Consider the following 25958-nt stretch of genomic DNA (forward strand, 5'->3'; position numbering starts at 1 on the left):
GAACAGGTTCTAGGAGAAGGGAATGGCCCGACACGAAGCCTCCGGCGTTCCTTGGGCCCTCCCCCTCCCTCCCCTCCCCCTCCCCACCACCCTTCCCCGCGCCGCGTTACCGCCCTGCAGCCCTCAGCGGTCGAAGTCCAGCTCCACCCGTTCCGTCAACGGGTGCGACTGGCAGGCCAGTACATAACCGGCTTCCGTTTCCTCCGTCTCCAGGGCGAAGTTGCGGTCCATGCGGACCTCGCCGGAGACCAGGAAGGCGCGGCAGGTCCCGCAGACTCCGCCCTTGCAGGCGTAGGGCGCGTCGGAACGGTTGCGCAGGACCGTCTCCAGCAGGGACTCGCCCTCCTGTACCGGCCAGGTGCCACCGCGTCCGTCGAGCCGGGCGGTGACCGTGCTGTGCGCGGGGGTCCGGGCGGTGGTGGCCGGTGGCGAGCCCGCGTCCACATGGAAGATCTCCTGGTGGATGCGGGAGCGGTCCACCGACAGCTCGCGCAGCGCCTGCTCCGCGCCCAGCACCAGCCCGTACGGCCCGCACAGGAACCAGCCCGCGACCTGGTCGACCGGCAGCAGTGCGGGCAGCAGCCCGCTGAGCCGCTCGCGGTCGAGGCGGCCGGACGGCAGGCCCGCCTGCTGCTCCTCGCGGGAGAGCACGGTCACCAGCTGAAACCGCTCGGGGTAGCGGTCCTTCAGATCGGCGACCTCCTCCAGGAACATCGTCGAGGCCGCCGTGCGGTCACTGCGTATCAGACAGAACCGGGCCGCCGGCTCGCGCGCCAGCAGCGTGGAGGCGATGGACAGCACCGGGGTGATGCCGCTGCCGCCGACGACCGCCGCGTACAGCCCAGGCGCAGGTTCCAGGGTGAAGCGGCCGGCCGGAGTCATCACCTCCAGCACGTCACCGACATTGATCTCCTTCAGCGCGTAGGCGGAGAAGGCTCCGCCCTCCACCAGCCGCACACCCACCCGCAGGGTGTCCGGACCCGCGCCGGCCGGGTCGGGCGCGGGGGAGCAGATCGAGTAGGTGCGCCGTATCTCGGTGCCGTCGACCTGTCGGCGCAGCGCCAGGTGCTGACCGGGTGCGTGCCGGTACTCCTCGCGCAGCTCGGGCGGGACGGTGAGGGTGAGGGCGACGGAGTCGTCGGTGATCCGGTCGACCGCGGCCACCGGGAGCGGGTGGAAGCGCGCCATCACAACTCCTTGAAGTGGTCGAACGGTTCACGGCAGGCGAGGCAGCGGCGCAGCGCCTTGCACGCGGTGGAGGAGAACCTGCTCAGCAACTCGGTGTCGGCGGAGCCGCAGTGCGGGCATCTGACGGGATCGGCGGGCGCGGTGGATGCGATCGGTGCGGTGGCTTTGGCGTGTGCGGTGGGTTCGTGTGCGGTTCGGGTCGGGCCGAGCGTCAGCGCGACCGGGCCGGAGGCGTCGCGCATGCGTGGGGGAGCGATGCCGAACTCCTGGAGTTTGCGCCGTCCTTCGGTGCTGATGTCGTCGGTCGTCCAGGCGGGGGCGAGCACCGTGCGGACCGTGACCTCACGCATGCCGTGGGCGCGCAGCACCCGTTCGATGTCCACGCTCATCGCCTCGATGGCGGGGCAGCCGGTGTAGGTGGGGGTCAGGTCGACCTCGACCGCGTCGCCGCCGTGGACGTGCACCGCGCGCACCACGCCCAGCTCCTGGAGTGTGAGCACCGGCAGTTCGGGGTCGGGCACGGAGCCGGCCAGCTCCAGCAGCTCCGCCTCCAGGGCGGTGGCGGTCACCATGACGCCCCCGGGTGGCTGCGGTGCAGATGCTGCATCTCGGCGAGCATCCGCCCGAACGACTCGGTGTGCAGGCCCTGTCGGCCGGTGCCGGCCGACCAGGCGCCGGTGCGCGGGCCCTCGGGGAGGGGCAGCGTGGCACGGCCGAGGACGTCTTCGACGGACTCCTGCCAGCGCTGGTCCAGGCCGGTCCAGTCGGCGTCCAGGCCCTCGACCGGCTGGAACATCTCACCGGTGAACTTCCACAAGGCCGCACAGGCGTCGCGCATCCGCTCGTGGCTGGTCTCCGTGCCGTCGCCGAGGCGGAGGGTCCACTGCTCGGCGTGGTCGCGGTGGTAGGTGACCTCCTTGACCGCCTTCGCGGCGAGGGGCGCGAACGGGCCGCCGCCGGCTGCCAGTTCGGCGTAGAGCAGCTGCTGGTAGGTGGAGAAGTACAGCTGGCGGGCGATCGTGTGCGCGAAGTCGCCGTTCGGCTGCTCGACCAGCTGGAGGTTGCGGAAGGCCCGCTCCTCGCGCAGGTAGGCCAGTTCGTCCTCGTCGCCGGCCATCGACAGCAGGACCCGGGCCTGGCCGAGCAGGTCGAGGGCGATGTTGGCGAGGGCGACCTCCTCCTCCAGGACGGGTGCGTGCCCGGCCCACTCCCCCAGCCGGTGGGAGAGCACCAGGGCGTCGTCGCCGAGGGCGAGCGCGGCGGTCACCGGGACGGTGGCGGGGCCGGTGGCGGTCACAGGTGCTTCACCCCTTCCGGGATCTCGTAGAAGGTCGGGTGCCGGTAGGGCTTGTCGGCGGCCGGTTCGAAGAACGGGTCCTTCTCGTCCGGCGAGGACGCGGTGATCGCGGCGGCGGGGACGACCCAGATCGACACGCCTTCGCCGCGGCGGGTGTACAGGTCGCGGGCGTTGCGCAGGGCCAGCTCCGCGTCGGGGGCGTGCAGGCTGCCGGCGTGGGTGTGGGAGAGGCCGCGCCGGGAGCGCACAAAGACCTCCCACAGGGGCCAGTCGGTGGTGCTCATGCTCGCTCCGCTCCTGTCTCGCCTGTCTCGTGTGCTGTCTCACCGGTGCTGCCGGTGTGCTTGGCCGCGTAGGCGGCGGCCGCTTCCCGTACCCAGGCGCCCTCGTCGTGGGCGCGCCGGCGCTGGGTGATCCGTTGTTCGTTGCACGGGCCGTTGCCCTTGAGGACCTCCCAGAACTCCGTCCAGTCGATGGGGCCGAAGTCGTGGTGTCCGCGCTCCTCGTTCCACCGCAGGTCCGGGTCGGGGAAGGTGAGGCCCAGGGACTCGGCCTGGGGGACGCAGATGTCGACGAAGCGCTGGCGCAGCTCGTCGTTGGAGTGGCGCTTGATCTTCCATTCCATCGACTGTGCCGAGTGCTGGGAGGCGTCGTCGGGCGGGCCGAACATCATCAGCGAGGGCCACCACCAGCGGTCGACCGCGTCCTGTGCCATCGCGTGCTGCTCCGGGGTGCCCTTGCTGAGGGCCAGCAGCAGTTCGTAGCCCTGGCGCTGGTGGAAGGACTCCTCCTTGCAGATCCGGACCATCGCGCGGGCGTAGGGGCCGTAGGAGCAGCGGCACAGCGGGACCTGGTTGGTGATCGCGGCGCCGTCCACCAGCCAGCCGATCGCGCCGACGTCGGCCCAGGTCAGGGTCGGGTAGTTGAAGATCGAGGAGTACTTCTGGCGGCCGCTGTGCAGCTTGTCGAGCAGTTCGTCGCGGCCGGTGCCGAGGGTCTCGGCGGCGCTGTACAGATACAGGCCGTGGCCGGCCTCGTCCTGGACCTTGGCCATCAGGATCGCCTTGCGGCGCAGGGAGGGCGCGCGGGTGATCCAGTTGGCCTCGGGCTGCATGCCGATGATCTCGGAGTGTGCGTGCTGGGCGATCTGCCGGACCAGGGTCGCGCGGTAGGCGTCGGGCATCCAGTCGCGGGGCTCGATGCGTTCGTCGGCGGCCACGGCCGCGTCGAAGGCGTGCTGGTAGGCCGCCATGTCGACGGTGTCCGGTGCGCCGTCCGCCGGTGTGCGGGCCGTGCGCTGCGCGGCTGCTGTGGCCATGCGGTCCCCCTGACCTCGGGCTCTTGGGTGAATCTGTCCCGACCGATCGTTCGGTCCGTGCGCATCAATGGTGTGCCGGGGCGCCGTGGGGTGTCAACCACTGTGGAAAACTCCGGCGCGCAGCCTGTGGACAACGTGCGGGAGGGCGGGCGCGGCCGGTGCCGGTGCCGTACCGCGTGGGGAGGACCACGGCCCTCGCCCGCACCCGGGGCTGCGCCCGGTGGCCGGGGCTGAGTACCGTTCCGTGGAACGCCGAGAAGTGGCGTGCGTGAATCATGGGGCGCTCGTGGTGGCGCCGCAGCACCGAGCTGGACATCCAGCCGAACGACCGAGCCGAAACGGGGGACGGGGCGGAATGGACGCGTACGACGAGGACTCGGGGGCCCGACCCGGCCCCGACGGGTCGGCCGGGACGCGTCTCCCGGAGACTCCCCCGGCCCGCGTGGACTCCCCGACGGGTGTGGAGGCGGCGGGCGGTGCGGATGCGGGCAGCGCGGGTTCCGGCAGCACGGATGACGGCGGCGGGGACTCCGGCTGCGCGGACCGCGCACCCCGGTCGAACACGACGGCCGGGCCCGCCACCCAGGCCACCCCGGTGCCGTCGCCCGAGCCAGGCGCCCCGCTGCCGCCCGGCATGCCCCGTACCGGCGTGGCCGCTCTCTCGCCCCGCTACCAGGTCGTCGCGGCGCTGGCGCTCGCGGTGGTCGGTGTCGCCGCCTGTGTGCATGTGCTGATGGTGTTCCTCAGCCTCGCCCCCGCGAACACGGTGACCAAGCAGCACGGCAAGGCCGTCGAGGAGTGGGTGTACCCGGAGTTCGAGCAGAACTGGAAGCTGTTCGCGCCGAACCCGCTGCAGCAGAACATCGCCGTCCAGGTGCGTGCCGTGGTGCGGGCGAAGGACGGTGGACTGCGCACCACCGGGTGGACCGACCTCTCCGCCCAGGACGGGGCCGCGATCGACGGCAACCTGCTGCCGAGTCACGTCCAGCAGAACGAGCTGCGCCGCGCCTGGGACTTCTTCACCGCCACGCACAGCACTGACAACCGCTCCCTGGGCATGCGCGGCTCCCTGTCCGAGCAGTATCTGCGCCGGATCGTGGTGATGCGGCTGTACCGGACCTATCCGGCCGACCGGGAGGGCGTCATCCAGCGCGTGCAGATCCGTTCCAGCACCACCAATGTGCAGCCGCCCGAGTGGAGCCGTGAGCGCGTGCCCGACAAGCCCGTCTACCGCGTGTTGCCCTGGTGGACCGTGACGGCCGGCGAGGCAGCGGGAGGTGTTCGGTGAACAGGCTCTCCCTGATCCTCTCGCGCGGTATCGCCCGGGCCACCGGCGCGGCTCTCGGGCCGTATCAGAGCGCTGTGATCCGCATCGGGTTCGCCGGGACCTGGCTGCTGTTCCTGTTGCGCGAGTTCCCCCACCGCCAGGAGCTGTACGGCCCGGCCGGACCGTGGGGCTGGAACCTCGCCAAGGAGCTGACCGCCGACAACCATGCGTTCACGGCTCTGCTGTGGTCCGACGGGCAGGCGTGGTTCGAGTGCTTCTACCTGCTGGCGATCGCCGCCAGCGCGGCGCTGCTGCTCGGCTGGCGCACCCGGACCGCGTCCGTGCTGTTCATGCTGGGGGTGCTGTCGCTGCAGAACCGCAGCGTCTTCGTGGGCGACGGCGGCGACAACGTGCTGCACCTGATGTCCTTCTACCTCGTGTTCACGCGGTGCGGACAGGTGTGGTCCCTGGACGCGCGGCGGGCAGCGCGCGCCGAGGCGGCACACGCGCGTGGGGAGTGGGTTTCCGCCGACCGGCTGGGACCGGCCCTGTGGGCGGTGTTCGGACTGGCACTGGCCATAGCCACCTTCACCGGCCGGTTCGACAACGGCTGGCTGATCCCCGCGCTGCTGTGGACCACCTTGGTGGCGCTCGGCCTGTGGTGGGCCGTCGGCCGCTGGGCGAAGTCGCCGGAGCCGCGGATCCTGCTGGACGTCATCACCAACGTCCTGCACAACGGCGCCCTGCTGGTGATCATGGCGGAGGCCTGCCTGATCTATGCGACGGCCGGCTGGTACAAGATCCAGGGTTCGCGCTGGCAGGACGGGACCGCCGTCTACTACCCGCTCCACCTGGACTACTTCTCGCCCTGGCCCGGACTCGCGGATCTGATGTCCTCCAGCGGCACGATCATGATGATCGTGGCTTACGGAACGGTCGCGGTGCAGGTCGCCTTCCCGTTCACCCTGTTCAACCGGCGCGTCAAGAACGTCCTGCTGGTGCTGCTGATGATCGAGCACTCGGTGATCGCGGTCGTGCTCGGGCTGCCGTTCTTCTCGCTGGCGATGATCACCGCGGACGCGGTCTTCCTGCCGACGTCGTTCCTGCGCCGGCTGGGCGCGCTGGTGGCACGCGCGTGTGAGCGGACGGTCCGGCGCGGCGACCCTGCGGTGCCCGCGCCGCGCTCGCCGGAGGAGAGCCCGCAGGGGGCCGCGTAGGGTGCACGGCATGACCGACCCGCTGCCCCGCTGGCGCGCGCACGCCGATGACGCCGTACTGCTCGACGGCTTCCACGCCCTCAAGCACGCGCTGCGCTTCGGGGCCGAGGTCCCGGTGGCGGTCACCACCGACCGGGCCGCCGCGCTCGCCCTCGCCGAGGAACTCGCCGGTGACGTACGGGAGGCGCTGGACGCGCTGCTCACGCAGGTGTCCGCGGAGACGTACGCCTCGCTCGTGCCGCGGCCGCACCCGACCGGCGTGGCCGCGCTCGCCGTACGGCCCTCGCGCGAGGCCAACCTGCGCACGCTCGCCCGCACCCCGCGCAGCGCGCCCGTCGTGGTCCTGGACAACCCCCGCAACCTGGGCAACGCCGGTGCCGTGATCCGGCTGGCAGCCGGTTTCGGGGCGACCGGCGTGGTCACCACGGGCACGCTCGACCCCTGGCATCCCACGGTGGTGCGCGGCGGCGCCGGCCTGCACTTCGCGACCGCCGTGGAACGCCTCGGCGTCGACGAGCTGCCCGCCGGGCCCCTGTTCGCCCTCGACCCGGACGGCGATGACATCCGCGGCACCGAGCTCCCCGACGACGCCGTCCTGGCGTTCGGCTCGGAGCGCAGCGGCCTGTCGGCCGAGCTGCGCGCGCGTGCCGACCACCTGCTGGCGCTGCCGATGCGCCCCCAGGTCTCCAGCTACAACCTCGCCACCAGCGTGGCGATGACGCTGTACCACTGGAGTGCCACGGGGGGCGCACCCTCCTGAGCTGCCGCTACGCCTGCCGGCGGACCTCCACCACCCTGAAGCGGTTGGCCACGAACGCGCCGTCGGTGAGGGCCGCGTTCGCCGCCGGGTTGCCGCCCGAGCCGTGGAAGTCGGAGAAGGCGGCGGTCTGGTTCACGTACACCCCGCCGGTCAGGTTGAGCGACAGCTGGGCCGCCTCCTCCAGACACACCTCCTCGATCGCCTGCTCGACCTCGGGGTCGGTGGTGTAGGCGCCGACCGTCATCGCGCCCTTCTCACGGACCGTGCGGCGCAGCAGCTCCACCGCGTCGGCGGCCGAGTCGACCGCGACGGCGAAGGACACGGGGCCGAAGCACTCGCTCATGTAGGCGGCCTGGTCGTCCGGCTTGGCGCCGTCCAGCTTCACGACGACCGGGGTGCGCACGACCGCGCCCGGGAACTCGGGGTTGCTGATCTCCCGTGAGGCGAGGGCGACTTCACCGAGACCGGCGGCGGCCTCCAGACGGGCCTTGACGTCCGGATTGACGATCGCGCCCAGCAGGGCGTTCGCGCGCGCGTCGTCGCCGAGGAGCCCGTCGACCGCGCGGGCGAGGTCGGCGGCGACCTCGTCGAAGGTCTTGGGGCCTTCGTCGGTACGGATGCCGTCGCGCGGGATGAGAAGGTTCTGCGGGGTGGTGCACATCTGGCCGCTGTACAGGGACAGCGAGAACGCCAGGTTCGACAGCATGCCCTTGTAGTTGTCCGTGGAGTGCACGATCACCGTGTTGACGCCGGCCTTCTCGGTGTAGACCTGCGCCTGGCGGGCGTTGGCCTCCAGCCAGTCGCCGAAGGCCGTCGACCCGGTGTAGTCGATGATCCGGATCTCGGGGCGGGTCGCGAGGGCCTTCGCGATGCCCTCGCCGGGGCGCTCGGCGGCCAGCGCCACGAGGTTCGGGTCGAAGCCCGTCTCGGCGAGCACCTGGCGCGCGATCTGCACGGTGAGGGCAAGCGGCAGCACCGCGCGCGGATGGGGCTTGACCAGGACCGCATTGCCGGTCGCCAGCGAGGCGAACAGGCCCGGATAGCCGTTCCACGTCGGGAAGGTGTTGCAGCCGATGACCAGGGCGAGACCGCGCGGGACCGGCGTGAACCGCTTGGTGAGGGCCAGCGGGTCGCGCTTGCCCTGCGGCTTGGACCACTCGGCCGTCTCGGGCGTGCGGACCTGCTCCGCGTACGCGTACGCCACCGCCTCCAGGCCGCGGTCCTGGGCGTGCGGGCCGCCCGCCTGGAACGCCATCATGAACGCCTGTCCACTGGTGTGCATGACCGCGTGCGCGAGCTGGTGGGTGCGGTCGCTGATCCGCTTCAGGATCTCCAGGCAGACCATGGCCCGCAGCTCCGCGCCGGCCTCCCGCCAGGCGCGCTGGCCGGCCTTCATCGCGGGCAGCAGCACGTCGATGTCCGCGTGCGGGTAGGTCACGCCCAGCTCGATGCCGTACGGGGAGACCTCGTCGCCCACCCAGTCGTCGATGCCGGGCTGGTCGGCGAGGTCGAGGCGGTTGCCCAGCAGGGCGTCGAAGGCGGCCTTGCCCGTCGCCGCGTCCAGGCTGCCGTTCTCGCCGTAGGCCTTCGGATGCTCGGGATGCGGTGACCAGTACGCGCGCGTGCGGATCGCTTCCAGTGCCTGGTCCAGGGTGGGCCGGTGCTTCGCGATCAGAGCGTGGGCGGTCAGTTCGGCGGCCATGCGGGACCAACTCCTCGTCTGGAGAACTCGCCGTCGAGTTCACAACCTGGGAAGAAAGTGGCGCGGTTTCGGGCAGTCAGAGCTAGAGTAACCGAACGATCGGTCGGGACAAGGGGGTCCGCCGCATCTGTGGAAAACGTCGTGCGGGAGGATCGCGCACATGACAGCACTCGACCTCAGCAGCCCCGTGGCCGTCGTCGGCACCGGCACCATGGGCCAGGGCATCGCCCAGGTCGCGTTGGTCGCGGGCCATCCCGTGCGGCTGTACGACGCCGTCGCCGGGCGGGCCCGGGACGCGGCCGCGGCGATCGGCGCCCGCCTCGACCGGCTTGCGGAGAAGGGCAGGATCACCGGCGCCGACCGGGACGCGGCCCGCTCTCGCCTCGCGCCCGTGGAGAGCCTTGCCGACCTCGCGGACTGCGGACTGGTCGTCGAGGCCGTCCTGGAGCGGCTGGACGTCAAACAGCAGCTCTTCGGCGAGCTGGAGGACATCGTCGCCGAGGACTGCCTGCTCGCCACCAACACCTCCTCGCTGTCGGTGACGGCCATCGGCGGTGCCCTGCGCCATCCCGGCCGCTTCGTGGGCCTGCACTTCTTCAATCCGGCCCCGCTGCTGCCGCTGGTCGAGGTCGTCTCCGGGTTCGCCACCGACGTCACGTCGGCCACGCGCGCGTACGAGACCGCCCGCGCCTGGGGCAAGACCCCGGTGGCCTGCGCGGACACCCCGGGTTTCATCGTCAACCGGATCGCCCGGCCGTTCTACGCCGAGGCCTTCGCGGTCTACGAGGCCCAGGCCGCCGACCCGGCCACCATCGACGCGATCCTGCGCGAGTGCGGCGGCTTCCGGATGGGCGCCTTCGAGCTGACCGACCTGATCGGGCAGGACGTCAACGAGTCGGTGACCCACTCCGTGTGGCAGTCCTTCTTCCAGGACGTGCGCTTCACCCCGTCCCTGGCCCAGCGCCGGCTCGTGGAGTCCGGCCGCCTCGGCCGTAAGGCCGGGCACGGCTGGTACGACCACACCGAAGGCGCCGAGGGACCCGAACCACACACCGCCGACAAGGAGCAGCCGCCCGCCTACGTCGTGGCCGAGGGCGGCCTCGGCCCCGCGGCCGAGCTGCTCACGCTGGTCCGCGAGGCGGGCATCCCGGTCCGCGAGGAGGACGAGGACAACGGCACCCGCCTGGTCCTGCCGAGCGGCGGCCAGCTGGTCCTCGCCGACGGGCAGACCTGCGTGGAGTTCAGGGACGTCGTCTACTTCGACCTCGCCCTGGACTACCGCGCGGCCACCCGCATCGCCCTGTCCGCCTGCCACGACACCTCGCCGAAGACCCTCGCCGAGGCCACCGGCCTGTTCCAGGCCCTCGGCAAGGACGTCAGCGTGATCGGCGACGCCCCCGGCATGATCGTCGCGCGTACGGTCGCCCGGATCATCGACCTCGCCCATGACGCCGTCGCCAAGGGCGTCGCCACCGAGGAGGACATCGACACGGCCATGCGCCTCGGGGTGAACTACCCGCTCGGCCCGTTCGAGTGGGACCGCAGGCTCGGCCGCGCGTTCGCCTTCGACGTCCTGGACGAGATGCACGAGCGCGACCCCTCCGGACGCTACGCGCCCTCCCTCGCGCTCTACCGCCACGCGTACGCCATCGACAAGCGGGAGAGCACCTCATGACCACGGTCAAGCGCGACACGTACACACCCGAGACACTGCTCTCCGTGGCCGTCCAGGTCTTCAACGAGCGCGGCTACGACGGCACCTCCATGGAACACCTGTCCAAGGCCGCCGGGATCTCCAAGTCGTCGATCTACCACCACGTCAGCGGCAAGGAGGAGCTCCTGCGCCGGGCCGTCAGCCGCGCCCTGGACGGCCTGTTCGCCATCCTGGACGAGGAGCACGCGTGCGTGGGGCGTGCCGTGGACCGGCTGGAGCACGTGGTGCGGCGCATGGTCGAGGTGCTCATACGCGAGCTGCCGTACGTGACGCTGCTGCTGCGGGTGCGCGGCAACACCGCGACCGAGCGGTGGGCGCTGGAGCGGCGGCGCGACTTCGACCACCGGGTCGCGGAACTGCTGAAGGCCGCGGCGGCCGACGGGGACGTCCGCGGCGACGTCGAGGTCCGCCTGGCCACCCGGCTGGTCTTCGGCATGATCAACTCGATCGTGGAGTGGTACCGGCCGGACCCGCGGGGCGTCGGCGAACGCGAGGTGGCCGACGCGGTGGTCCAGCTGGTCTTCGCAGGCCTCAAGCAAGGCTGAGATCAGGCCGCCGGCACGCCTTTCGTCACGCCTTTCGTCACGCCTCCGGCTCCAGGTCCTCCTCCTCGAACACCAGCAGTGTGCGGGTGCTGAGCACCTCGGGGATCGCCTGGAGCCGGGTGAGCACCAGCTCGCGCAGCGCCCTGTTGTCGGGCGTGTGCACCAGCAGCAGCACATCGAAGTCGCCGCCCACGAGAGCGATGTGAGAGGCGCCGGGCAGCTGCCTGAGCTGCTCGCGGACCGTGCGCCAGGTGTTCTGGACGATCTTCAGCGTGACGTACGCCGATGTGCCGTGCCCCGCCCGCTCGTGGTCCACGCGCGCGCGAAAGCCGCGGATGACACCGTCCTCGACGAGCCGGTTGATGCGCGCGTAGGCGTTGGCGCGCGAGACATGGACGCGTTCGGCGACGGACCGTATCGAGGCGCGGCCGTCCGACTGGAGGATCTTCAGGATGTCCTGATCGATGGCGTCCAGCGGACGCGGCGGCGGCAGCGGGACACCGTCCTGCGGTCCGTCGGCCATTTGTTCAGCTGCCATTGCCCCCCGCTCCCTCGCCGTGGACGTCCTGCATTCATTCCAGGCTGTGGAGAACCGTTTGTCCACAGCCCGGAGGGGCCTGTAGCCAAAATGTGCCGACGACCGAACAATCGGTTGGTGAGGCGCCTCACAGCCGTCGCGCCTCCCGTAGCCGCTCCCACGAGGAGGTGCCGTCATGACGGTCATGGAGCAGCGGGGCGCGTACCGGCCATCCCCGCCGCCCGCCTGGCAGCCCCGTATGGACCCCGCGCCGCTGCTGCCCGACGCCGAGCCCTATCGCGTCCTCGGCACCGAGGCGGCCGCCAAGGCCGACCCGGACCTGCTGCGCCGGCTCTACGCCCAGCTGGTGCGCGGCCGCCGCTACAACACGCAAGCCACCGCGCTCACCAAACAGGGCCGCCTCGCCGTCTACCCCTCCAGCACCGGCCAGGAGGCCTGCGAGGTCGCCGCCGCCCTGGCCCTGGAGGAACACGACTGGCTCTTCCCCAGCTACCGCGACACCCTCGCCGTCGTCGCCCGGGGCGTCGACCCCGTCGAGGCCCTCACCCTGCTGCGCGGCGACTGGCACAACGGCTACGACCCCGGCACCCACCGTGTGGCCCCCCTCTCCACCCCGCTGGCCACCCAGCTGCCGCATGCCGTCGGTCTCGCGCACGCCGCCCGCCTCAAGGGCGACGACGTGGTCGCGCTCGCCCTGGTCGGCGACGGCGGCACCAGCGAGGGCGACTTTCACGAGGCGCTGAACTTCGCGGCCGTCTGGCAGGCGCCCGTCGTCTTCCTCGTCCAGAACAACGGCTTCGCGATCTCCGTCCCGCTCGCCAAGCAGACCGCCGCGCCCTCCCTGGCCCACAAGGCCGTCGGGTACGGCATGCCGGGCCGGCTGGTCGACGGCAACGACGCGGCGGCTGTGCACGAGGTCCTCGCCGACGCGGTTCGGCACGCGCGTGCTGGCGGCGGCCCGACCCTGGTGGAGGCGGTGACGTACCGGATGGACGCCCACACCAACGCCGACGACGCCACCCGCTACCGCGGAGACGCCGAGGTCGAGGCCTGGCGCGCCCACGACCCGATCGAGCTGCTGGAAGCGGACCTGACCGCGCGAGGGCTGCTCGACCAGGCCGCCATCGAGGCCGCCCGGCAGGACGCCGAGGAGATGGCCGCCGATCTGCGCGACCGCATGAACCGCGACCCCGAACTGGACCCCATGGCCCTCTTCGACCACGTCTACGCCGAGACCACCGCCCAACTGCGCGAACAGCGCGCCCTGCTCAGGGCCGAGCTGGAAGCCGAGCAGGAGCAGCACGGCGAGCCGGAAGGCGGCGCCCGATGACCACCGTCGCCGTCAAGCCCGCCACCATGGCGCAGGCCCTGACACGCGCGCTCCGTGACGCGATGGCCGCCGACCCCGCCGTGCACGTCATGGGCGAGGACGTCGGCACCCTCGGCGGTGTCTTCCGGGTCACCGACGGCCTCACCAAGGAGTTCGGCGAGGACCGCTGCACCGACACCCCGCTCGCCGAGGCCGGCATCCTCGGCACCGCCGTCGGCATGGCCATGTACGGCCTGCGCCCGGTGGTGGAGATGCAGTTCGACGCTTTCGCCTACCCGGCGTTCGAGCAGCTGATCAGCCATGTCTCCCGGATGCGCAACCGCACCCGCGGCAGGATGCCCCTGCCGATCACCGTCCGCGTCCCCTACGGCGGCGGCATCGGCGGCGTCGAGCACCACAGCGACTCCTCCGAGGCCTACTACCTGGCCACGCCGGGACTGCACGTCGTCACGCCCGCCACCGTCGCCGACGCCTACGGCCTGCTGCGCCAGGCCATCGCCTCCGACGACCCGGTCGTCTTCCTGGAGCCCAAGCGGCTGTACTGGTCGAAGGACACCTGGAACCCCGAGCATCCGACGGATGTCGAGCCCATCGGACGGGCGGTCGTCCGGCGCCCGGGCCGCAGTGCCACGCTCATCACCTACGGCCCCTCCCTGCCGGTCTGCCTGGAGGCCGCCGAGGCCGCGCAGGCCGAGGGCTGGGACCTGGAAGTGGTCGACCTGCGCTCACTGGTGCCGTTCGACGACGAGACGGTCTGTGCCGCCGTGCGGCGCACCGGACGCGCGGTCGTCGTCCACGAGTCCACCGGGTTCGGCGGGCCGGGCGGCGAGATCGCGGCCCGGATCACCGAGCGCTGCTTCCACCACCTGGAGGCGCCGGTGTTGCGCGTGGCCGGCTTCGACATCCCCTACCCGCCGCCCATGCTGGAGCGGCACCATCTGCCCGGCGTCGACCGCATCCTGGACGCCGTGGCCCGCCTGCAGTGGGAGGCCGAGGGCTGATGGCACAGGTGCTGGAGTTCAGGCTCCCCGACCTCGGCGAGGGACTCACCGAGGCGGAGATCGTCCGCTGGCTGGTCCAGGTCGGTGACGTCGTCGCCGTCGACCAGCCGGTCGTCGAGGTCGAGACGGCCAAGGCGATGGTCGAGGTGCCCTGCCCCTACGGCGGGGTGGTCACCGCCCGCTTCGGCGAGGAGGGCAACGAACTGCCGGTCGGCGCACCGCTGCTGACCGTCGCGGTGGGACCGGCGGCTCCCCCCGGCGAGGCCGGGGGATCGGGCAACGTCCTGGTCGGATACGGCACCTCGGAAGCGCCCTCGCGCCGCCGACGGGTACGGCCGGCCCCGGTGGCGGCTCGCGGCGCGAACGCCGGGACCGGGGGCGACTGCACGCCCCACGCGAACGGGACCGGCGGTGACGGCACCCCCGCCGCGAGCGGGTCGTCCGGGGCGAGCCCGGCCGGGCAGGGGAGCGCGGCCGTGGCATCCGCCGGAACGGCGCGGCAGAACGGGACCCTGGCCGCCTCTGGTGCGGCCCACGCGCCCGTGGCCGCACTCCATGCCGAAGGCCCCGTGCCCGTGATCTCCCCGCTGGTGCGCAGGCTCGCCCGTGAGGGCGGCGTGGACCTGCGGCAGCTGGCGGGCTCGGGCCCGGACGGGCTGATCCTGCGCGCGGACGTCGAGCACGTCCTGCGGGACAAGGCCGCCCAGAGCAGCCGTACGGCCGAGGCACCCGGTGCGGCGGCCTCCGCCGTCACGCCCTCGCCCGCCCCCACCTCTTCGGCCGCGCGCGCCGCGGGCATCCGCGTCCCCCTCAAGGGCGTGCGCGGTGCCGTCGCCGACAAGCTCTCCCGCAGCCGCCGGGAGATCCCGGACGCCACCTGCTGGGTCGACGCCGACGCGACCGAACTCATGCGCGCGCGTGCCGCGATGAACGCCGCCGGAGGAGCGAAGATCTCGCTCCTCGCGCTGCTCGCCCGCATCTGCACGGCCGCGCTCGCCCGGTTCCCCGAGCTGAACTCGTACGTCGACGCCGAGGCACGCGAGGTCGTCCAGCTCGACCACGTCCACCTCGGGTTCGCCGCGCAGACCGAGCGCGGGCTCGTCGTGCCGGTCGTCCGGGACGCCCACGCGCGGGACGCCGAGTCGCTGACCGCCGAGTTCGCCCGGCTCACCGAGGCCGCCCGAACCGGGACGCTCACGCCCGGGGAACTCACCGGCGGTACCTTCACGTTGAACAACTACGGGGTCTTCGGTGTCGACGGCTCCACACCGATCATCAACCACCCCGAGGCGGCCATGCTCGGCGTCGGCCGGATCGTCCCGAAGCCCTGGGTGCACGAAGGGGAGCTGGCGGTGCGTCAGGTCGTCCAGCTCTCGCTCACCTTCGACCACCGGGTGTGCGACGGCGGCACGGCCGGCGGCTTCCTGCGGTACGTGGCGGACTGCGTGGAGCAGCCGACGGTGCTCCTGCGCACGCTGTGACCCCCGCGGGGCCCGGAAGGAGGGCCCCGCGGACGCCGCAGGCGCGGCCCCTGGGGACATACTCGGGGAATGAGCGACAACGCCCCCGTGGCCACCGGGACGCCTGTGCCGTACGACGCCGTCGTGCTGGCCGGCGGCGCCGCCCGGCGGCTCGGCGGGGCCGACAAGCCCGGTCTGCGGGTCGGGGGCCGGGCGCTCATCGACCGGGTGCTCGCGGCCTGCGCGGGCGCCGGCACCACCGTCGTGGTGGCCGATCGGCGGTCCACCGCACGACCGGTGCGCTGGACGCGCGAGGAGCCGCCCGGTGCCGGACCGGTTGCCGCGCTGGCCGCCGGCCTGCGGCTCACCACCGCCGAGCACACCGTCGTCCTCTCCGCCGACCTGCCCTTTCTCCAACCGGCCACACTGCGGCGCCTGTTGACGGTCCTGCGTGAGACCGGAGCCGACGGCGCGCTGCTCACCGACGCCGACGGCCGTGACCAGCCGCTCGTGGCCGCCTACCGCACCGCCGCGCTCCGCCGCGAACTGGCCGCCCTCGCCGCCGGGCCCGACGGCCTGACCGGACTGCCCCTGCGCCGGCTGACCGGCGCCCTCAGCCTCACCCGCGTCCCGGACCCGCTCGCGTCCTTCGACTGCGACACCTGGGACGACCTCGTCAACGCCAGGGCACGCATCAGGGAGCATGGGCACGTGTTGGATGAATGGATCTCCGCAGTCAAGAACGAGCTGGGCATCGAACTGGACGTCGACACCGGCGCCCTGCTCGACCTGGCCCGTGACGCCGCGCACGGCGTGGCCCGGCCCGCCGCCCCGCTGACCACCTTCCTCGTCGGCTATGCCGCGGCGCAGGGCAGCGGAGGCCCCGAGGCGGTCGCCGAGGCCGCCCGCAAGGCGGCCGCGCTCGCGCTGCGCTGGGAGGAAGAGAACAACGGGGGCGGGAAAGAGAACAGCGGGGGCCCGAGCGCCCCGGACGCCGGATGACCGCCCCCGGAACCCGGGCCGCAGCGCCCGCCGAGGACAGCGACGACCTCGATGTCGAGGAGGCCCTGGCCCTCGTGAGGGAAGCCAAGGACGACCAACCGGGACAGGTGCCCGTACCGCAGCCCGAAGCACACGGTGAGGAGCACCGGGCCATCCCATGGCGCCAGGCCCGTGAGATCGCCGCCCGCGCCGCCCGTGCCCGCGCTCGCCGTGCCCCCGTCACCGTGCCGCTCGGCAACGCCCTCGGTCTCGTCCTGGCCGCCTCACTCGACGCGCTGACCGATCTGCCCTCCTTCGACACCTCCGCGATGGACGGCTGGGCGGTCGCTGGGCCCGGCCCCTGGGACGTACGGGACGAGGGCGTGCTCGCCGGGCACGCACAGCCGGAGCCGCTCACCGACGGCGAGGCGGTCCGCATCGCCACCGGCGCCCGCATCCCCGCCGACACCACCGCCGTGCTGCGCAGCGAGCACGGCCGCACCGACGCACAGGGCCGGCTCCACGCCACCCGGGAGCTGGCGCACGGCCAGGACATCCGCCCGCGCGCCCAGGAGTGCCGCGGCGGCGACCAGTTGCTGCCCATCGGCACCGTGGTCACGCCCGCCGTCCTGGGCCTCGCCGCGGCGGCCGGATACGACACCGTCACCGCCGTACCGCGTCCGCGTGCCGAAGTCCTCGTCCTCGGCGACGAATTGCTGACCGAGGGCCTGCCGCACGACGGGCTGATCCGGGACGCGCTCGGCCCCATGCTGCCGCCCTGGCTGCGCGCGCTCGGCGCCGAGGTCGTCGCCGTGCGCCGGATCGGCGACGACGCCGAAGCCCTGCACCAGGCCGTCACCGGCTCCGAAGCCGACCTCGTCGTCACCACCGGCGGCACCGCGGGCGGACCCGTCGACCACGTCCATCCCGTCCTGGAACGCATCGGCGCCGAACTCCTCGTGGACGGCGTCAAGGTGCGCCCCGGCCACCCCATGCTGCTGGCCCGTACCAAGGACACCCAGCACCTCGTCGGCCTGCCCGGCAACCCCCTCGCCGCCGTCTCCGGCCTGCTCACGCTCGCCGAGCCGCTGCTGCGGACCCTGGCCGCCCACCCGGCCCCCGAGCGGTACACACTGCCGCTCAAGGAGGCGATCCAGGGACACCCTCACGACACCCGGCTCGTCCCCGTGGTGCTGCGCGGTGACCGGGCCGTGCCGCTGCACTACAACGGTCCGGCCATGCTCCGCGGGATCGCAGCCGCCGACGCGCTCGCCGTCGTACCGCCCGGCGGTGCCGGACAGGGTGAGGAGACCGAGCTGCTGGACCTGCCGTGGGCAGCCGCGGGGATCGAGGTGTGTTTCACGTGAAACTTCCGGGCCATGACGCCATCGCCCGCCAGGCGGGCGATCTGGTGACCCATCGGGTGAAACTCCCGAAGAAAGTGGTGGAGCGCCCGATCCGCCAGGTCGTCAAGCGGCTGCTCATGGCCCTGCTCGTGCTGGTCGCCACCGCGCTGGTCGTCTACGCCGGCCACGACGGCTACCACGACAACGCCGACGACTCGGTGGACCTGCTCGACGCCTTCTACTACGCCACCGTGACGCTCTCCACCACCGGATACGGCGACATCACCCCGGTCGGCGACGGCGCCCGGCTCACCAACATCTTCGTCATCACGCCCCTGCGCGTGCTGTTCCTGATCATCCTGGTCGGCACCACGCTGGAAGTCCTCACCGAACGCACCCGGGAGGAATGGCGCCTGAACCGCTGGAGTCAACGGTTTGCTGGATGCGCCACAGCCCGGCTCGGCTGTACGTCCAGCACTGAGGGGCAAGCTACGCGGGTCTCGGGGCAGTGGCACACAGCCGGGCTGCGGCCTCTATCCCTCTGCGGACTCCACCCCGCCAAATTGCCCCAGTAGTTGTGACCTTGGCGGCGAGGCGGTCGTACACATCGAGCGCGGGCTCCAGGCTTGCAGGGGCCCACTGCCGCTTCGACAGCATGAGCCGATACCGGTCCTGCCAGTCCTGTAGTTCGTAGATCGCCCTCGCTGACGTGTGCCAACATGCTGCCCGTACCTGGCTTTCCAGGCCTGCCGGAATTCGGAAGGTGAGCTTCTCTGGATAGCCGCCTTCTTTCGATCCCGGCCAGCGTCCTGCATTCCGGGCTCGGGACGGGTAAGCCGGCCACGGGTGGTCCCAGCCTCGTTCCCTCAGCTCCTGCCGGACACCGAAGGTGACCAAAGCATCAAGCGTGTCCAGCAGTTCGCCTTCTCGCCGTATGGCCGTGAGTCTCTGGCGCCAAGCCCATCGCACCTCGGTGGCGAGACGGCGGCTGAGCCGTTCTGTGCTCCACCTGGACTCAGCCGCTAAGGCGATCCGCCGCTTCCGTTCCTGATTCAACAGATCGCGCAGATTAACCAGCGTCCCGTAAGTGAGTCGAGCCGTTACAGGAACGGTCCCTTCTTCTTTCACGGCATTCATCATGCACTACATAACTTGCAAGCTTTTTGGTGCCAAGCAAGCGGATTGACGGACGAGTTCTTGAGTTGCGGACACGACCATCCCTGCGCAACCTGGATTTCATCGGGAAATCCGACTCGGCTTTCCCGGGACGCCAACGCGAAGGGACGAAGAAATGACGTCAACCCCGACGGTTAAGTCATCAACGTTTGAGGTGCACAATTCTCAGGCGGCCGCAGCGGAGTGGCACCGCCACGCGAGAACCGAGCCCAGCATGAATGCCCTGATCGACGCCATACCGAGCCGGCTTCGACTGCCTCAGGATGCGGCGATGCCTGAGGGGCCGACCGTCGGCTTCGATTCCACAACCAACCTGTCCGCCCCGCTTCCCGCGCCTGCTGATGTAGCCGCACGGGAACAGGTCACGAGTGTGAAGAGCAGCTTCTTCGCCAGGACCTTTTCAGGTGCGAGTGGCGAACAACTGGCGGCCTGCGCGACCGTCCTCGAGGCACCCGGAACCAGCCTGAAGATGGTGGACGCGTTCGTCCTAGAAGCGCATCAGGGCGACCTCCTCGACGCGAAGGAACTGGTGCACGCCAGTGGCTACCAGCTCCAGGAGCGAGATGGCTGGTGGGACGCGCTGACCGGATGCCTCGGTCGCGACTGCGGCGGCGTATGCCTCAGCGCCGCACTCGCCTGCCCGAAAGTGGACTGGGCTTCCTTCCTCGTCTGTCTCGCTGGCCGGTGCGGCGTGTGCGTGGTCAAATGCGCCGCCTGCGCCACCTGCAACTGCACCTGGTGGTGCAAGTGGGCCGCCGGCTGCTGTGATAACTGACGGAGAGGAACCGCGTGTGAACGCAGTGCGGTGGCTAGAAGTCCCCGTTCAACCACCTTCGGGAAAAAACGAATCCCCTACGGTGAAATACGGGGTCGGAAACTCTGTAGTCGTCTGCGGAATCGATTCGGCGTATGTGGGTAGTGCCGACGAAGACGTGGTCGCAGAACTTATCGGTCACCCGGATGTGCGTCTGCTGAATGCTGACGATCTGCGCAGAATCGCCCCTTTTCCGGGACTTCCGCTGACGTGGGAAGTCCTCGAAGGTCAGATTCCAGGCCGTCACGGTCAGCATCACGCCCGAGGGGTAATCGGCTTGGGTGACGTGATTTCAGCAATCACCCGCAGGGCTCGAATCCCGGAGTGCGGGAGCTGCGCGCGGAGGCGCGTCGGCTTGAACCGGATCACCGTGTGGGGCTGGTGGCGAGACCGTCCCGCAGAGGCCTGAACGACTAGTCGGCACGATGACGGTTCCGGGTCGCGGGCGCCGCTTCTCGGAACCGTCGCGCTGCTGTGGCGGCTACTGGTGTACCAGTGGTCAAGGGCCAGAGCGCGATACTATGCCGCTCTCTGAGATCGGTGCTGGTTGAGGAAAGTTGGGTTCAGAACGGAAGTTCGAGCCTGGCGGCGCCTCGTCTGATGGTTATGACCTGTTCCTTCGTGGAAGTCACGCGAAGCCGCTTCTCGCGGGTACCGGGACCAGAGTTCCTTGTCCAGCTCGTCAGCGAACTAAAAGCAGGGATGGGAGGGACTTGCGGTCGGCTTCCAGGGCCCTGGTGCCCATGCCGATGGCTTCTTCGATCTCGCCCATGCGGGCGGCGGCAACTCCCAGAGTGAGGCGGGCTTCTGCGGCGCGCATGGGTGAGATCTCGGTGCCGTCAAGGCCCGTGCTGATGCGGATCATCGATCGGGCGTGGGTGTCACCGGTACCGGGGCCCTCGTCCACTTCGAAGGACAGCCGGACCAGACCGGCCCAGTTCTGCCCTGCTAAGTCTCCCCAACGTGCGCGCTGCACAAGGTCGTTGTCCATAGCCGTAGGGTACTTTCGTGAAAGCGCTGGAGGACCACCTTGCGCGACAACACCGTCGTCATCGGCTTCGGCACCAAGGGGCGGTCGGCGATCCAGACCGTCTGTTCGACGGGGCTGAAGCAGGAGCAGGTGGTCGTGGTCGACCCGAGCGCCAAGGCCGTCGACGCGGCCACCGCCGAGGGCTACGCGGGAGTCATGGGCGACGCCACCCGCAGTGACGTGCTCAAACAGGCCGAACTGCACAGGGCCCGCCAGATCATCGTCGCTCCCCAGCGCGACGACACCGCCGTCCTCGTCACGCTGACGGCCCGGCAGCTCAACCGGAGCGCGAAGATCGTGGCCGCCGTGCGCGAGGAGGAGAACGCGCCGCTGCTCAAGCAGTCCGGGGCCGACGCCGTCATCACCAGCGCCAGCGCGGCCGGCCGGCTGCTCGGCCTGTCCGTGCTCAGTCCCGCCGCCGGCATGGTCATGGAAGACCTGATCCAGCAGGGCAGCGGGCTGGACCTCGTCGAACGCCCGGTGGCCCGCGCCGAGGTGGGCAAGCGGACGCGCGAGACCGACGACCTCGTGGTGAGCGTCGTACGCGGGCATCGGGTGCTCGGTTACGACGACCCGGCCGTCGGTACCCTTCAGCTGACCGACCGGCTCATCACGATCGTCCGCGCGTCCCCCGGTGCCCAGATCACCTCGGACAACCGGCCGTTGCAGCGCGACTGACGCGGCCTGCGGACCCCGGGGGCGAGCGGGTCTGCTCCGGACCCGCCATCTGCGGGGAGTAGCGTCACGGGCATGCATGCGATCACGATTCCCGAACCTGGTGGTCCCGAGGCGCTGGTGTGGGCGGAGGTCCCCGATCCCGTGCCCGGTGAGGGCGAGGTGCTGGTCGAGGTGGTGGCCAGCGCCGTCAACCGTGCCGACATCCTGCAGCGGCAGGGCTTCTACACCCCGCCGCCCGGTGCCTCCCCCTATCCCGGCCTGGAATGTTCCGGCAGGATCGCCGCGCTCGGATCCGGGGTCACCGGCTGGGCCGTCGGCGACGAGGTGTGCGCGCTGCTCGCGGGCGGCGGGTACGCCGAGAAGGTCGTCGTACCGGCCGGGCAGCTGCTCCCCGTGCCCGAGGGCGTCGACCTGACGCGGGCGGCCGCGCTGCCCGAGGTGGTCTGCACGGTCTGGTCCAACGTGTTCATGATCGCCCACCTGCGGCCCGGCGAGACGCTGCTCGTGCACGGGGGGTCCAGCGGCATCGGCACCATGGCGATCCAGCTCGCCAAGGCCGTCGGGGCCAAGGTCGCGGTGACGGCCGGCACGAAGGAGAAGCTGGAGCGCTGCGCCGAGCTGGGCGCGGACATCCTCATCAACTACCGCGAGCAGGACTTCGTCGCCGAGATCAAGCAGGGCACCGCGGGTGCGGGGGCCGATGTGATTCTCGACAACATGGGGGCGAAGTACCTGGACCGCAACGTCCAGGCGCTCGCCGTCAGCGGGCGTCTCGCGATCATCGGGATGCAGGGCGGGGTCAAGGGCGAGCTGAACATCGGCACGCTGCTCGGCAAGCGGGCCGCCATCAGTGCGACCTCGCTGCGGGCGCGGCCGCTCAGTGAGAAGGCGGCGATCGTGGCGGCGGTGCGGGAGCACGTGTGGCCGTTGCTGGCCGGGGGGCATGTGCGGCCGGTTGTGGACCGGGAGCTGCCGATGGCCGAGGCGGCCGAGGGGCACCGGGTGGTGGAGGCGAGCGGGCATGTGGGCAAGGTGCTGCTGGTGACGCCGTCGGCGGCCTGAGCTCGTGGGTACGGCGGTGTCACGTGCCGGCGCTCCGTGAGGGCCCTGGGCTGTGGCTGGGCGGGGCGCTTGCCGGCCGCCGTTGCCGGGTGAGTGTCGGTCCGTTGGCGCTTGTTGCTGTCAGCCCTTGCGGAGTTTCAGACCCAGGAAGGCCAGGGCCAGACCGAGGCCGATGAGGACCAGGCCGCTGCCCAGCGGGAGGATCTGGAGGACCGGCTCGGTGGCGGTCTCGTCCTGCCGGCCGGTGTTCCGGGTGGGGGGCTGGAGACCGGCCTGGTCGGGGGCGCCCGAGGGGGTCGGGGTGGCGGACGGGAGGTTCGCCGTCTCCGGCTCCTCCGGCCGGCCGGTGCCCCGAGCCTGGGTGGGTACGGGGTCGTGGTCGCCCTCCACCTCGGCCGCGGGCCCGTCCGGCCGGCCCGGCCGCATCCGTCCTTCGCCTGCCCGGCTGCCCGCACGGGTCGGCTCGACGGTCGACGCCGGGCGGTACGAGGCGGAGGCCGAATCGGTGGGCATGGGGGTCAGCGAGGGGTCGGTGGCGGGGGAGTCCCGGGAACCGCGGTGGTGGTTGTGGTGGGGGGCTTGGACGTGGCTGTGATCGGCGAGGTCTGCGGGATCGGGGGCGAGGCCGTCCGGGGGGTCGTGAGGCGTGGCCTTCGTGTGGTCCGGAGGATCCGGGCGGTGCAGGTGTTCCGGCTCGGCTCGGCTGCCGGAGGCGGGGCTGTGCCGGTGGGGCGGCGCCGCGGGGGTCAACGGGCCGGGGGTGGTGGCGTACGCGGTGGCGGTGTCGTACGCGGGCAGGGTCGTCGTGAGGACGAGGAGCAGCCGTACACAGCGGAGTGTGATGCGCAGCCATGGAGTCACGTCGGTGACCTCCCGGAGCCCGGATGTCGTGATCGATGGATGGCCGACGGAAATAAGCCTCACATTCCATGGTGAACAGGGCATTTCAGATTGAGCCGTAGGGTCTAAACGGTGGATCACCCCCATGAGGGGGCACCACGGTGGTGAGGTGTACGCGTGCGAGAGAATGGCGGCATGGAGATGCCGAGGAACGAACGGTCGCCGGAGAATCCCCAGATCCTCGTCGTGGGCCAGGACGGAATGGCCCTCGGCGGAGGCAACGGGGACGAGGACTCCCGCGAGATCCCGGTGACGGAGCAGGTGGAACAGCCGGCCAAGGTCATGCGGATCGGCAGCATGATCAAGCAGCTCCTGGAGGAGGTGCGCGTGGCTCCTCTGGACGAGGCGAGCCGGGTGCGGCTGAAGGAGATCCACGCCAGCTCGGTGAAGGAGCTGGAGGACGGCCTCGCCCCGGAGCTGGTCGAGGAACTGGAGCGGCTCTCCCTGCCCTTCACCGACGACGCCACCCCGAGCGACGCGGAACTGCGGATCGCGCAGGCGCAGTTGGTGGGGTGGCTGGAAGGCCTCTTCCACGGGATCCAGACCACGCTGTTCGCCCAGCAGATGGCCGCGCGGGCCCAGCTGGAGCAGATGCGCCGCGCGCTCCCGCCGGGCATGACCGGTCACGAGGGCGGCGACGACCACCGTGCCGCCGGCCGCTCGGGCGGGCCGTACCTGTAACCGGCGGAACAACCAACGGAGCCCGGCACGCAATCGTGCCGGGCTCCCTGTTGCCTGCGGATGCTGCCTGAGACGGCCGCTGTCAGGCGGGGTCGCCCGTCGAGACCGTGAGCTCGATCGTTCCCGGGTTCTTCTTGTCGACGGCCGTGCCCTCGGACGGGAACTGGTCCAGGACGGTGTCCTTGCCCCAGGTGTTGTCGTTCTGCTTCGTGATCTTGTACTGCCAGCCCGCGGCCTGGAAGCACGCCTTCACGGAGTTGAGGTCCTTGTACCGGAAGTCGGGCAGGTTGATCTTGGACTCGTCGTCCCAGGACTTCTCGGGCTCCGAGCACTTGGTCTTGTCGATCACCCGGGTCCGGTCCGGCCCGCGGAAGCCCGCGGGGTCGGAGGACGCCGAGGCGCTCGCGCCACCGCCGCCGCCCTTGGTGTCGCTGCCGCCGTCGCTCATCGTCAACGCGACGACCAGGGCGACGACCGCGACGAGCGACACCACGACCGAGCCGATGATCACCGGCTTGTTGCTCTTGCCGCCGGTACCCGGCCCGGGCGGCGGCGTGGCCGGCTGTGGCGCGGCCGCGTACGGCGGCGGGGTCTGCACGCCCTGCGGGCCGTAGCCCGCCGGAGGCGTCTGGTAGCCGCCCTGCTGCGGGTAACCGTAGGCCGCCGGGGCGGGCGTCTGCGGCGCGCCGTACGGGCCCGGCTGGTACGGCGTCTGGACCGGACCCGGGGCGGCCTGGGCGGTCCGGTCGACCGGCGGGAACACCGCGGAGCCGACGCCCGAGCCGCTCTGCGTCGGCGCGGCGCCCGGCACGATGCTCGGCGCGGCCGCCTGGAAGGAGGCGGCGACGCGCAGGCACTCGTCGCGCATGGCCTCCGCGGTCGGAAAACGCTCGTTCGGGTTCTTCTTCAGTGCGCGGGCGACCAGCGCGTCCACCGCGGGCGGCAGGGACCGGTTGATCGACGAAGGAGCCACCGGCTCCTCCTGTACATGCGCGTACGCGATCGCGAGCGGCGAGTCCGCGTCGAACGGCAGCCGCCCGGTGACCAGCTGGAACAGCATGATGCCGACCGAGTACAGATCGGAGCGGGCGTCCACGCCACGGCCGAGGGCCTGCTCCGGCGAGAGGTACTGCGGGGTGCCGACGACCATGCCGGTCTGGGTCATCGACGTCACGCCGGACTGCATGGCGCGGGCGATGCCGAAGTCCATGACCTTGACCACGGAGCGCTTGGTCACCATCACGTTGCCCGGCTTGATGTCGCGGTGGACCAGCCCCATCTCGTGGCTGATCTCCAGCGCCGCCAGCACGTCCGCGGTGACCTTCAGCGCCTTGTCGGCGGGCATCGCGCCGTACTGGCGGATGTCCTCGTCGAGGACCGAGCCCAGCGGGCGGCCCTCGACGTATTCCATGACGATGTACGGCGTCGTCAGACCGCCCAGATCGTCCTCGCCGGTGTCGAAGACGGAGACGATGTTGGTGTGCGTGAGCTTGGCCACGGCCTGGGCCTCGCGGCGAAAGCGCTCGCGGAAGGCCTGTTCCCGGCCGAGTTCCGTGTGGAGTGTCTTGATCGCGACCTGGCGGTCGAGCACGGCGTCGTACGCCAGGTGCACCGAGGCCATGCCGCCCTCGCCGAGCAGGTCCCGCAGCTGGTAGCGACCGCCGGCCAGCGACTGCCCCGTATACCGGCCGTGTGCGCCGTCCTGGCTCATCTCTCCGTGTCCCCCACTGGCCGTCCGGCGCCTTCATTCATCGCACGGGCCTTGATCGAATGTGTCATTCCCGGCCAAGTCTGCCCCAGGGCACTGACACGTCAAGCTCGGTGCCCGTTCCGTGACCGTACGCGCAAGAAGCGTCGCGCAAGCGTTACAGGGGGCGTACCAGCGGTCCACAGAATTTGCACGACAGCGCGTGCTAGAGGTTTCATGGCCGGTCTGGCTTCGGCCGGTCCCGG

General features: G+C 71.3%; 23 protein-coding genes and 2 pseudogenes. 15 read left to right on the top strand and 10 right to left on the bottom strand.

Going from position 1 to position 25958, the window contains the following annotated elements:
* Positions 1-123 precede the first annotated feature (123 nt).
* The 5 genes from AV521_RS38150 to paaA are packed head-to-tail and all read right to left on the bottom strand — an operon-like array spanning position 124 to position 3803.
* Complete coding sequence (locus AV521_RS38150; RefSeq protein ID WP_076095380.1) at positions 124-1188, bottom strand: 2Fe-2S iron-sulfur cluster-binding protein; 1065 nt, start codon at positions 1186-1188, stop codon at positions 124-126.
* On the bottom strand, positions 1188-1760 hold the full coding sequence (paaD, locus tag AV521_RS38155) for a 1,2-phenylacetyl-CoA epoxidase subunit PaaD (protein WP_076095383.1): 573 nt from the start codon (positions 1758-1760) through the stop codon (positions 1188-1190). Before paaD ends, AV521_RS38150 begins: the two co-directional genes overlap by 1 nt.
* The gene (gene paaC, locus AV521_RS38160) at positions 1754-2485 is read right to left on the bottom strand and encodes a 1,2-phenylacetyl-CoA epoxidase subunit PaaC (RefSeq protein WP_076095385.1); all 732 of its coding nucleotides are present in this window, start codon (positions 2483-2485) and stop codon (positions 1754-1756) included. Before paaC ends, paaD begins: the two co-directional genes overlap by 7 nt.
* Positions 2482-2769 (bottom strand): 1,2-phenylacetyl-CoA epoxidase subunit PaaB, encoded by a 288-nt coding sequence (gene paaB, locus AV521_RS38165; protein WP_014673816.1) that lies wholly within the window; start codon positions 2767-2769, stop codon positions 2482-2484. The genes paaC and paaB overlap by 4 nt, the downstream gene beginning before the upstream one ends.
* The gene (paaA, locus tag AV521_RS38170) at positions 2766-3803 is read right to left on the bottom strand and encodes a 1,2-phenylacetyl-CoA epoxidase subunit PaaA (protein ID WP_076095387.1); all 1038 of its coding nucleotides are present in this window, start codon (positions 3801-3803) and stop codon (positions 2766-2768) included. The genes paaB and paaA overlap by 4 nt, the downstream gene beginning before the upstream one ends.
* 355 nt (positions 3804-4158) lie before the next feature.
* Here paaA and AV521_RS38175 point away from each other — a divergent pair, with 355 nt between their 5' ends.
* From AV521_RS38175 to AV521_RS38185, 3 genes are read left to right on the top strand one after another with little or no spacing between them, the layout of a single operon-like run.
* Complete coding sequence (locus AV521_RS38175; RefSeq protein WP_076095388.1) at positions 4159-5091, top strand: DUF5819 family protein; 933 nt, start codon at positions 4159-4161, stop codon at positions 5089-5091.
* Positions 5088-6287 carry an HTTM domain-containing protein gene (locus tag AV521_RS38180; RefSeq protein WP_076095391.1) on the top strand — a complete coding sequence of 400 codons (1200 nt, stop codon included), beginning with the start codon at positions 5088-5090 and terminating at the stop codon, positions 6285-6287. The genes AV521_RS38175 and AV521_RS38180 overlap by 4 nt, the downstream gene beginning before the upstream one ends.
* A gap of 10 nt (positions 6288-6297) precedes the next feature.
* Complete coding sequence (locus tag AV521_RS38185; RefSeq protein WP_076095515.1) at positions 6298-7047, top strand: RNA methyltransferase; 750 nt, start codon at positions 6298-6300, stop codon at positions 7045-7047.
* A gap of 7 nt (positions 7048-7054) precedes the next feature.
* On the opposite strand, the gene paaN is transcribed toward AV521_RS38185, so the two are convergent.
* Positions 7055-8749, bottom strand: a complete 1695-nt coding sequence (paaN, locus tag AV521_RS38190) for a phenylacetic acid degradation protein PaaN (protein WP_076095392.1) — start codon at positions 8747-8749, stop codon at positions 7055-7057.
* Positions 8750-8909: 160 nt separating this feature from the next.
* Between paaN and AV521_RS38195 the strand changes: the two genes are divergently transcribed.
* Both AV521_RS38195 and AV521_RS38200 read left to right on the top strand, forming a co-directional pair.
* Complete coding sequence (locus AV521_RS38195) at positions 8910-10424, top strand: 3-hydroxyacyl-CoA dehydrogenase (RefSeq protein WP_076095395.1); 1515 nt, start codon at positions 8910-8912, stop codon at positions 10422-10424.
* Positions 10421-11008, top strand: coding sequence for a TetR/AcrR family transcriptional regulator (locus tag AV521_RS38200; protein WP_076095397.1), 588 nt, complete (start codon positions 10421-10423; stop codon positions 11006-11008). The genes AV521_RS38195 and AV521_RS38200 overlap by 4 nt, the downstream gene beginning before the upstream one ends.
* A 37-nt stretch (positions 11009-11045) precedes the next feature.
* Here AV521_RS38200 and AV521_RS38205 read toward each other — a convergent pair whose 3' ends face one another.
* The gene (locus AV521_RS38205) at positions 11046-11531 is read right to left on the bottom strand and encodes an Lrp/AsnC family transcriptional regulator (protein WP_076095400.1); all 486 of its coding nucleotides are present in this window, start codon (positions 11529-11531) and stop codon (positions 11046-11048) included.
* Between the two features lie 190 nt (positions 11532-11721).
* Here AV521_RS38205 and pdhA point away from each other — a divergent pair, with 190 nt between their 5' ends.
* The 7 genes and pseudogenes from pdhA (at position 11722) to AV521_RS38245 (ending at position 19615) form a co-directional block, all read left to right on the top strand.
* On the top strand, positions 11722-12876 hold the full coding sequence (gene pdhA / locus AV521_RS38210) for a pyruvate dehydrogenase (acetyl-transferring) E1 component subunit alpha (protein WP_076095403.1): 1155 nt from the start codon (positions 11722-11724) through the stop codon (positions 12874-12876).
* Positions 12873-13877 (top strand): alpha-ketoacid dehydrogenase subunit beta, encoded by a 1005-nt coding sequence (locus AV521_RS38215; RefSeq protein WP_076095405.1) that lies wholly within the window; start codon positions 12873-12875, stop codon positions 13875-13877. The genes pdhA and AV521_RS38215 overlap by 4 nt, the downstream gene beginning before the upstream one ends.
* A complete protein-coding gene (locus AV521_RS38220) occupies positions 13877-15358 on the top strand; it encodes a dihydrolipoamide acetyltransferase family protein (RefSeq protein ID WP_076095408.1) in 1482 nt (493 codons plus the stop codon). The genes AV521_RS38215 and AV521_RS38220 overlap by 1 nt, the downstream gene beginning before the upstream one ends.
* 69 nt (positions 15359-15427) lie before the next feature.
* On the top strand, positions 15428-16339 hold the full coding sequence (locus tag AV521_RS38225) for an NTP transferase domain-containing protein (RefSeq protein WP_076095410.1): 912 nt from the start codon (positions 15428-15430) through the stop codon (positions 16337-16339).
* Positions 16336-17685 (top strand): molybdopterin molybdotransferase MoeA, encoded by a 1350-nt coding sequence (locus AV521_RS38230; RefSeq protein WP_076095412.1) that lies wholly within the window; start codon positions 16336-16338, stop codon positions 17683-17685. The genes AV521_RS38225 and AV521_RS38230 overlap by 4 nt, the downstream gene beginning before the upstream one ends.
* A pseudogene (locus AV521_RS38235) lies at positions 17682-18089 on the top strand (potassium channel family protein); the annotation flags it as partial. The gene AV521_RS38230 and the pseudogene AV521_RS38235, both read left to right, overlap by 4 nt.
* A 965-nt stretch (positions 18090-19054) precedes the next feature.
* Positions 19055-19615, top strand: coding sequence for a hypothetical protein (locus tag AV521_RS38245; RefSeq protein WP_143658728.1), 561 nt, complete (start codon positions 19055-19057; stop codon positions 19613-19615).
* Positions 19616-20336: 721 nt separating this feature from the next.
* On the opposite strand, the gene AV521_RS51670 is transcribed toward AV521_RS38245, so the two are convergent.
* A complete protein-coding gene (locus AV521_RS51670; RefSeq protein WP_256725863.1) occupies positions 20337-20645 on the bottom strand; it encodes a hypothetical protein in 309 nt (102 codons plus the stop codon).
* A gap of 24 nt (positions 20646-20669) precedes the next feature.
* On the opposite strand from AV521_RS51670, the pseudogene AV521_RS38260 reads away from it, so the two are divergent.
* Positions 20670-21362, top strand: a pseudogene (locus AV521_RS38260) (TrkA family potassium uptake protein); the annotation flags it as partial.
* A 72-nt stretch (positions 21363-21434) separates the two neighbouring features.
* Positions 21435-22424 carry an NAD(P)H-quinone oxidoreductase gene (locus tag AV521_RS38265; RefSeq protein ID WP_076095422.1) on the top strand — a complete coding sequence of 330 codons (990 nt, stop codon included), beginning with the start codon at positions 21435-21437 and terminating at the stop codon, positions 22422-22424.
* A gap of 120 nt (positions 22425-22544) precedes the next feature.
* Here the strand turns inward: AV521_RS38265 and AV521_RS38270 are convergent, their stop codons facing one another.
* On the bottom strand, positions 22545-23285 hold the full coding sequence (locus tag AV521_RS38270; RefSeq protein WP_076095425.1) for a hypothetical protein: 741 nt from the start codon (positions 23283-23285) through the stop codon (positions 22545-22547).
* A 174-nt stretch (positions 23286-23459) separates the two neighbouring features.
* Here AV521_RS38270 and AV521_RS38275 point away from each other — a divergent pair, with 174 nt between their 5' ends.
* A complete protein-coding gene (locus AV521_RS38275; protein WP_076095427.1) occupies positions 23460-24005 on the top strand; it encodes a bacterial proteasome activator family protein in 546 nt (181 codons plus the stop codon).
* A gap of 82 nt (positions 24006-24087) precedes the next feature.
* Here AV521_RS38275 and AV521_RS38280 read toward each other — a convergent pair whose 3' ends face one another.
* Positions 24088-25716 (bottom strand): Stk1 family PASTA domain-containing Ser/Thr kinase, encoded by a 1629-nt coding sequence (locus AV521_RS38280; RefSeq protein WP_076095430.1) that lies wholly within the window; start codon positions 25714-25716, stop codon positions 24088-24090.
* Positions 25717-25958 lie beyond the last annotated feature (242 nt).

The sequence above is a fragment of the Streptomyces sp. IMTB 2501 genome (assembly GCF_001953885.1).
Lineage (GTDB): Bacteria > Actinomycetota > Actinomycetes > Streptomycetales > Streptomycetaceae > Streptomyces.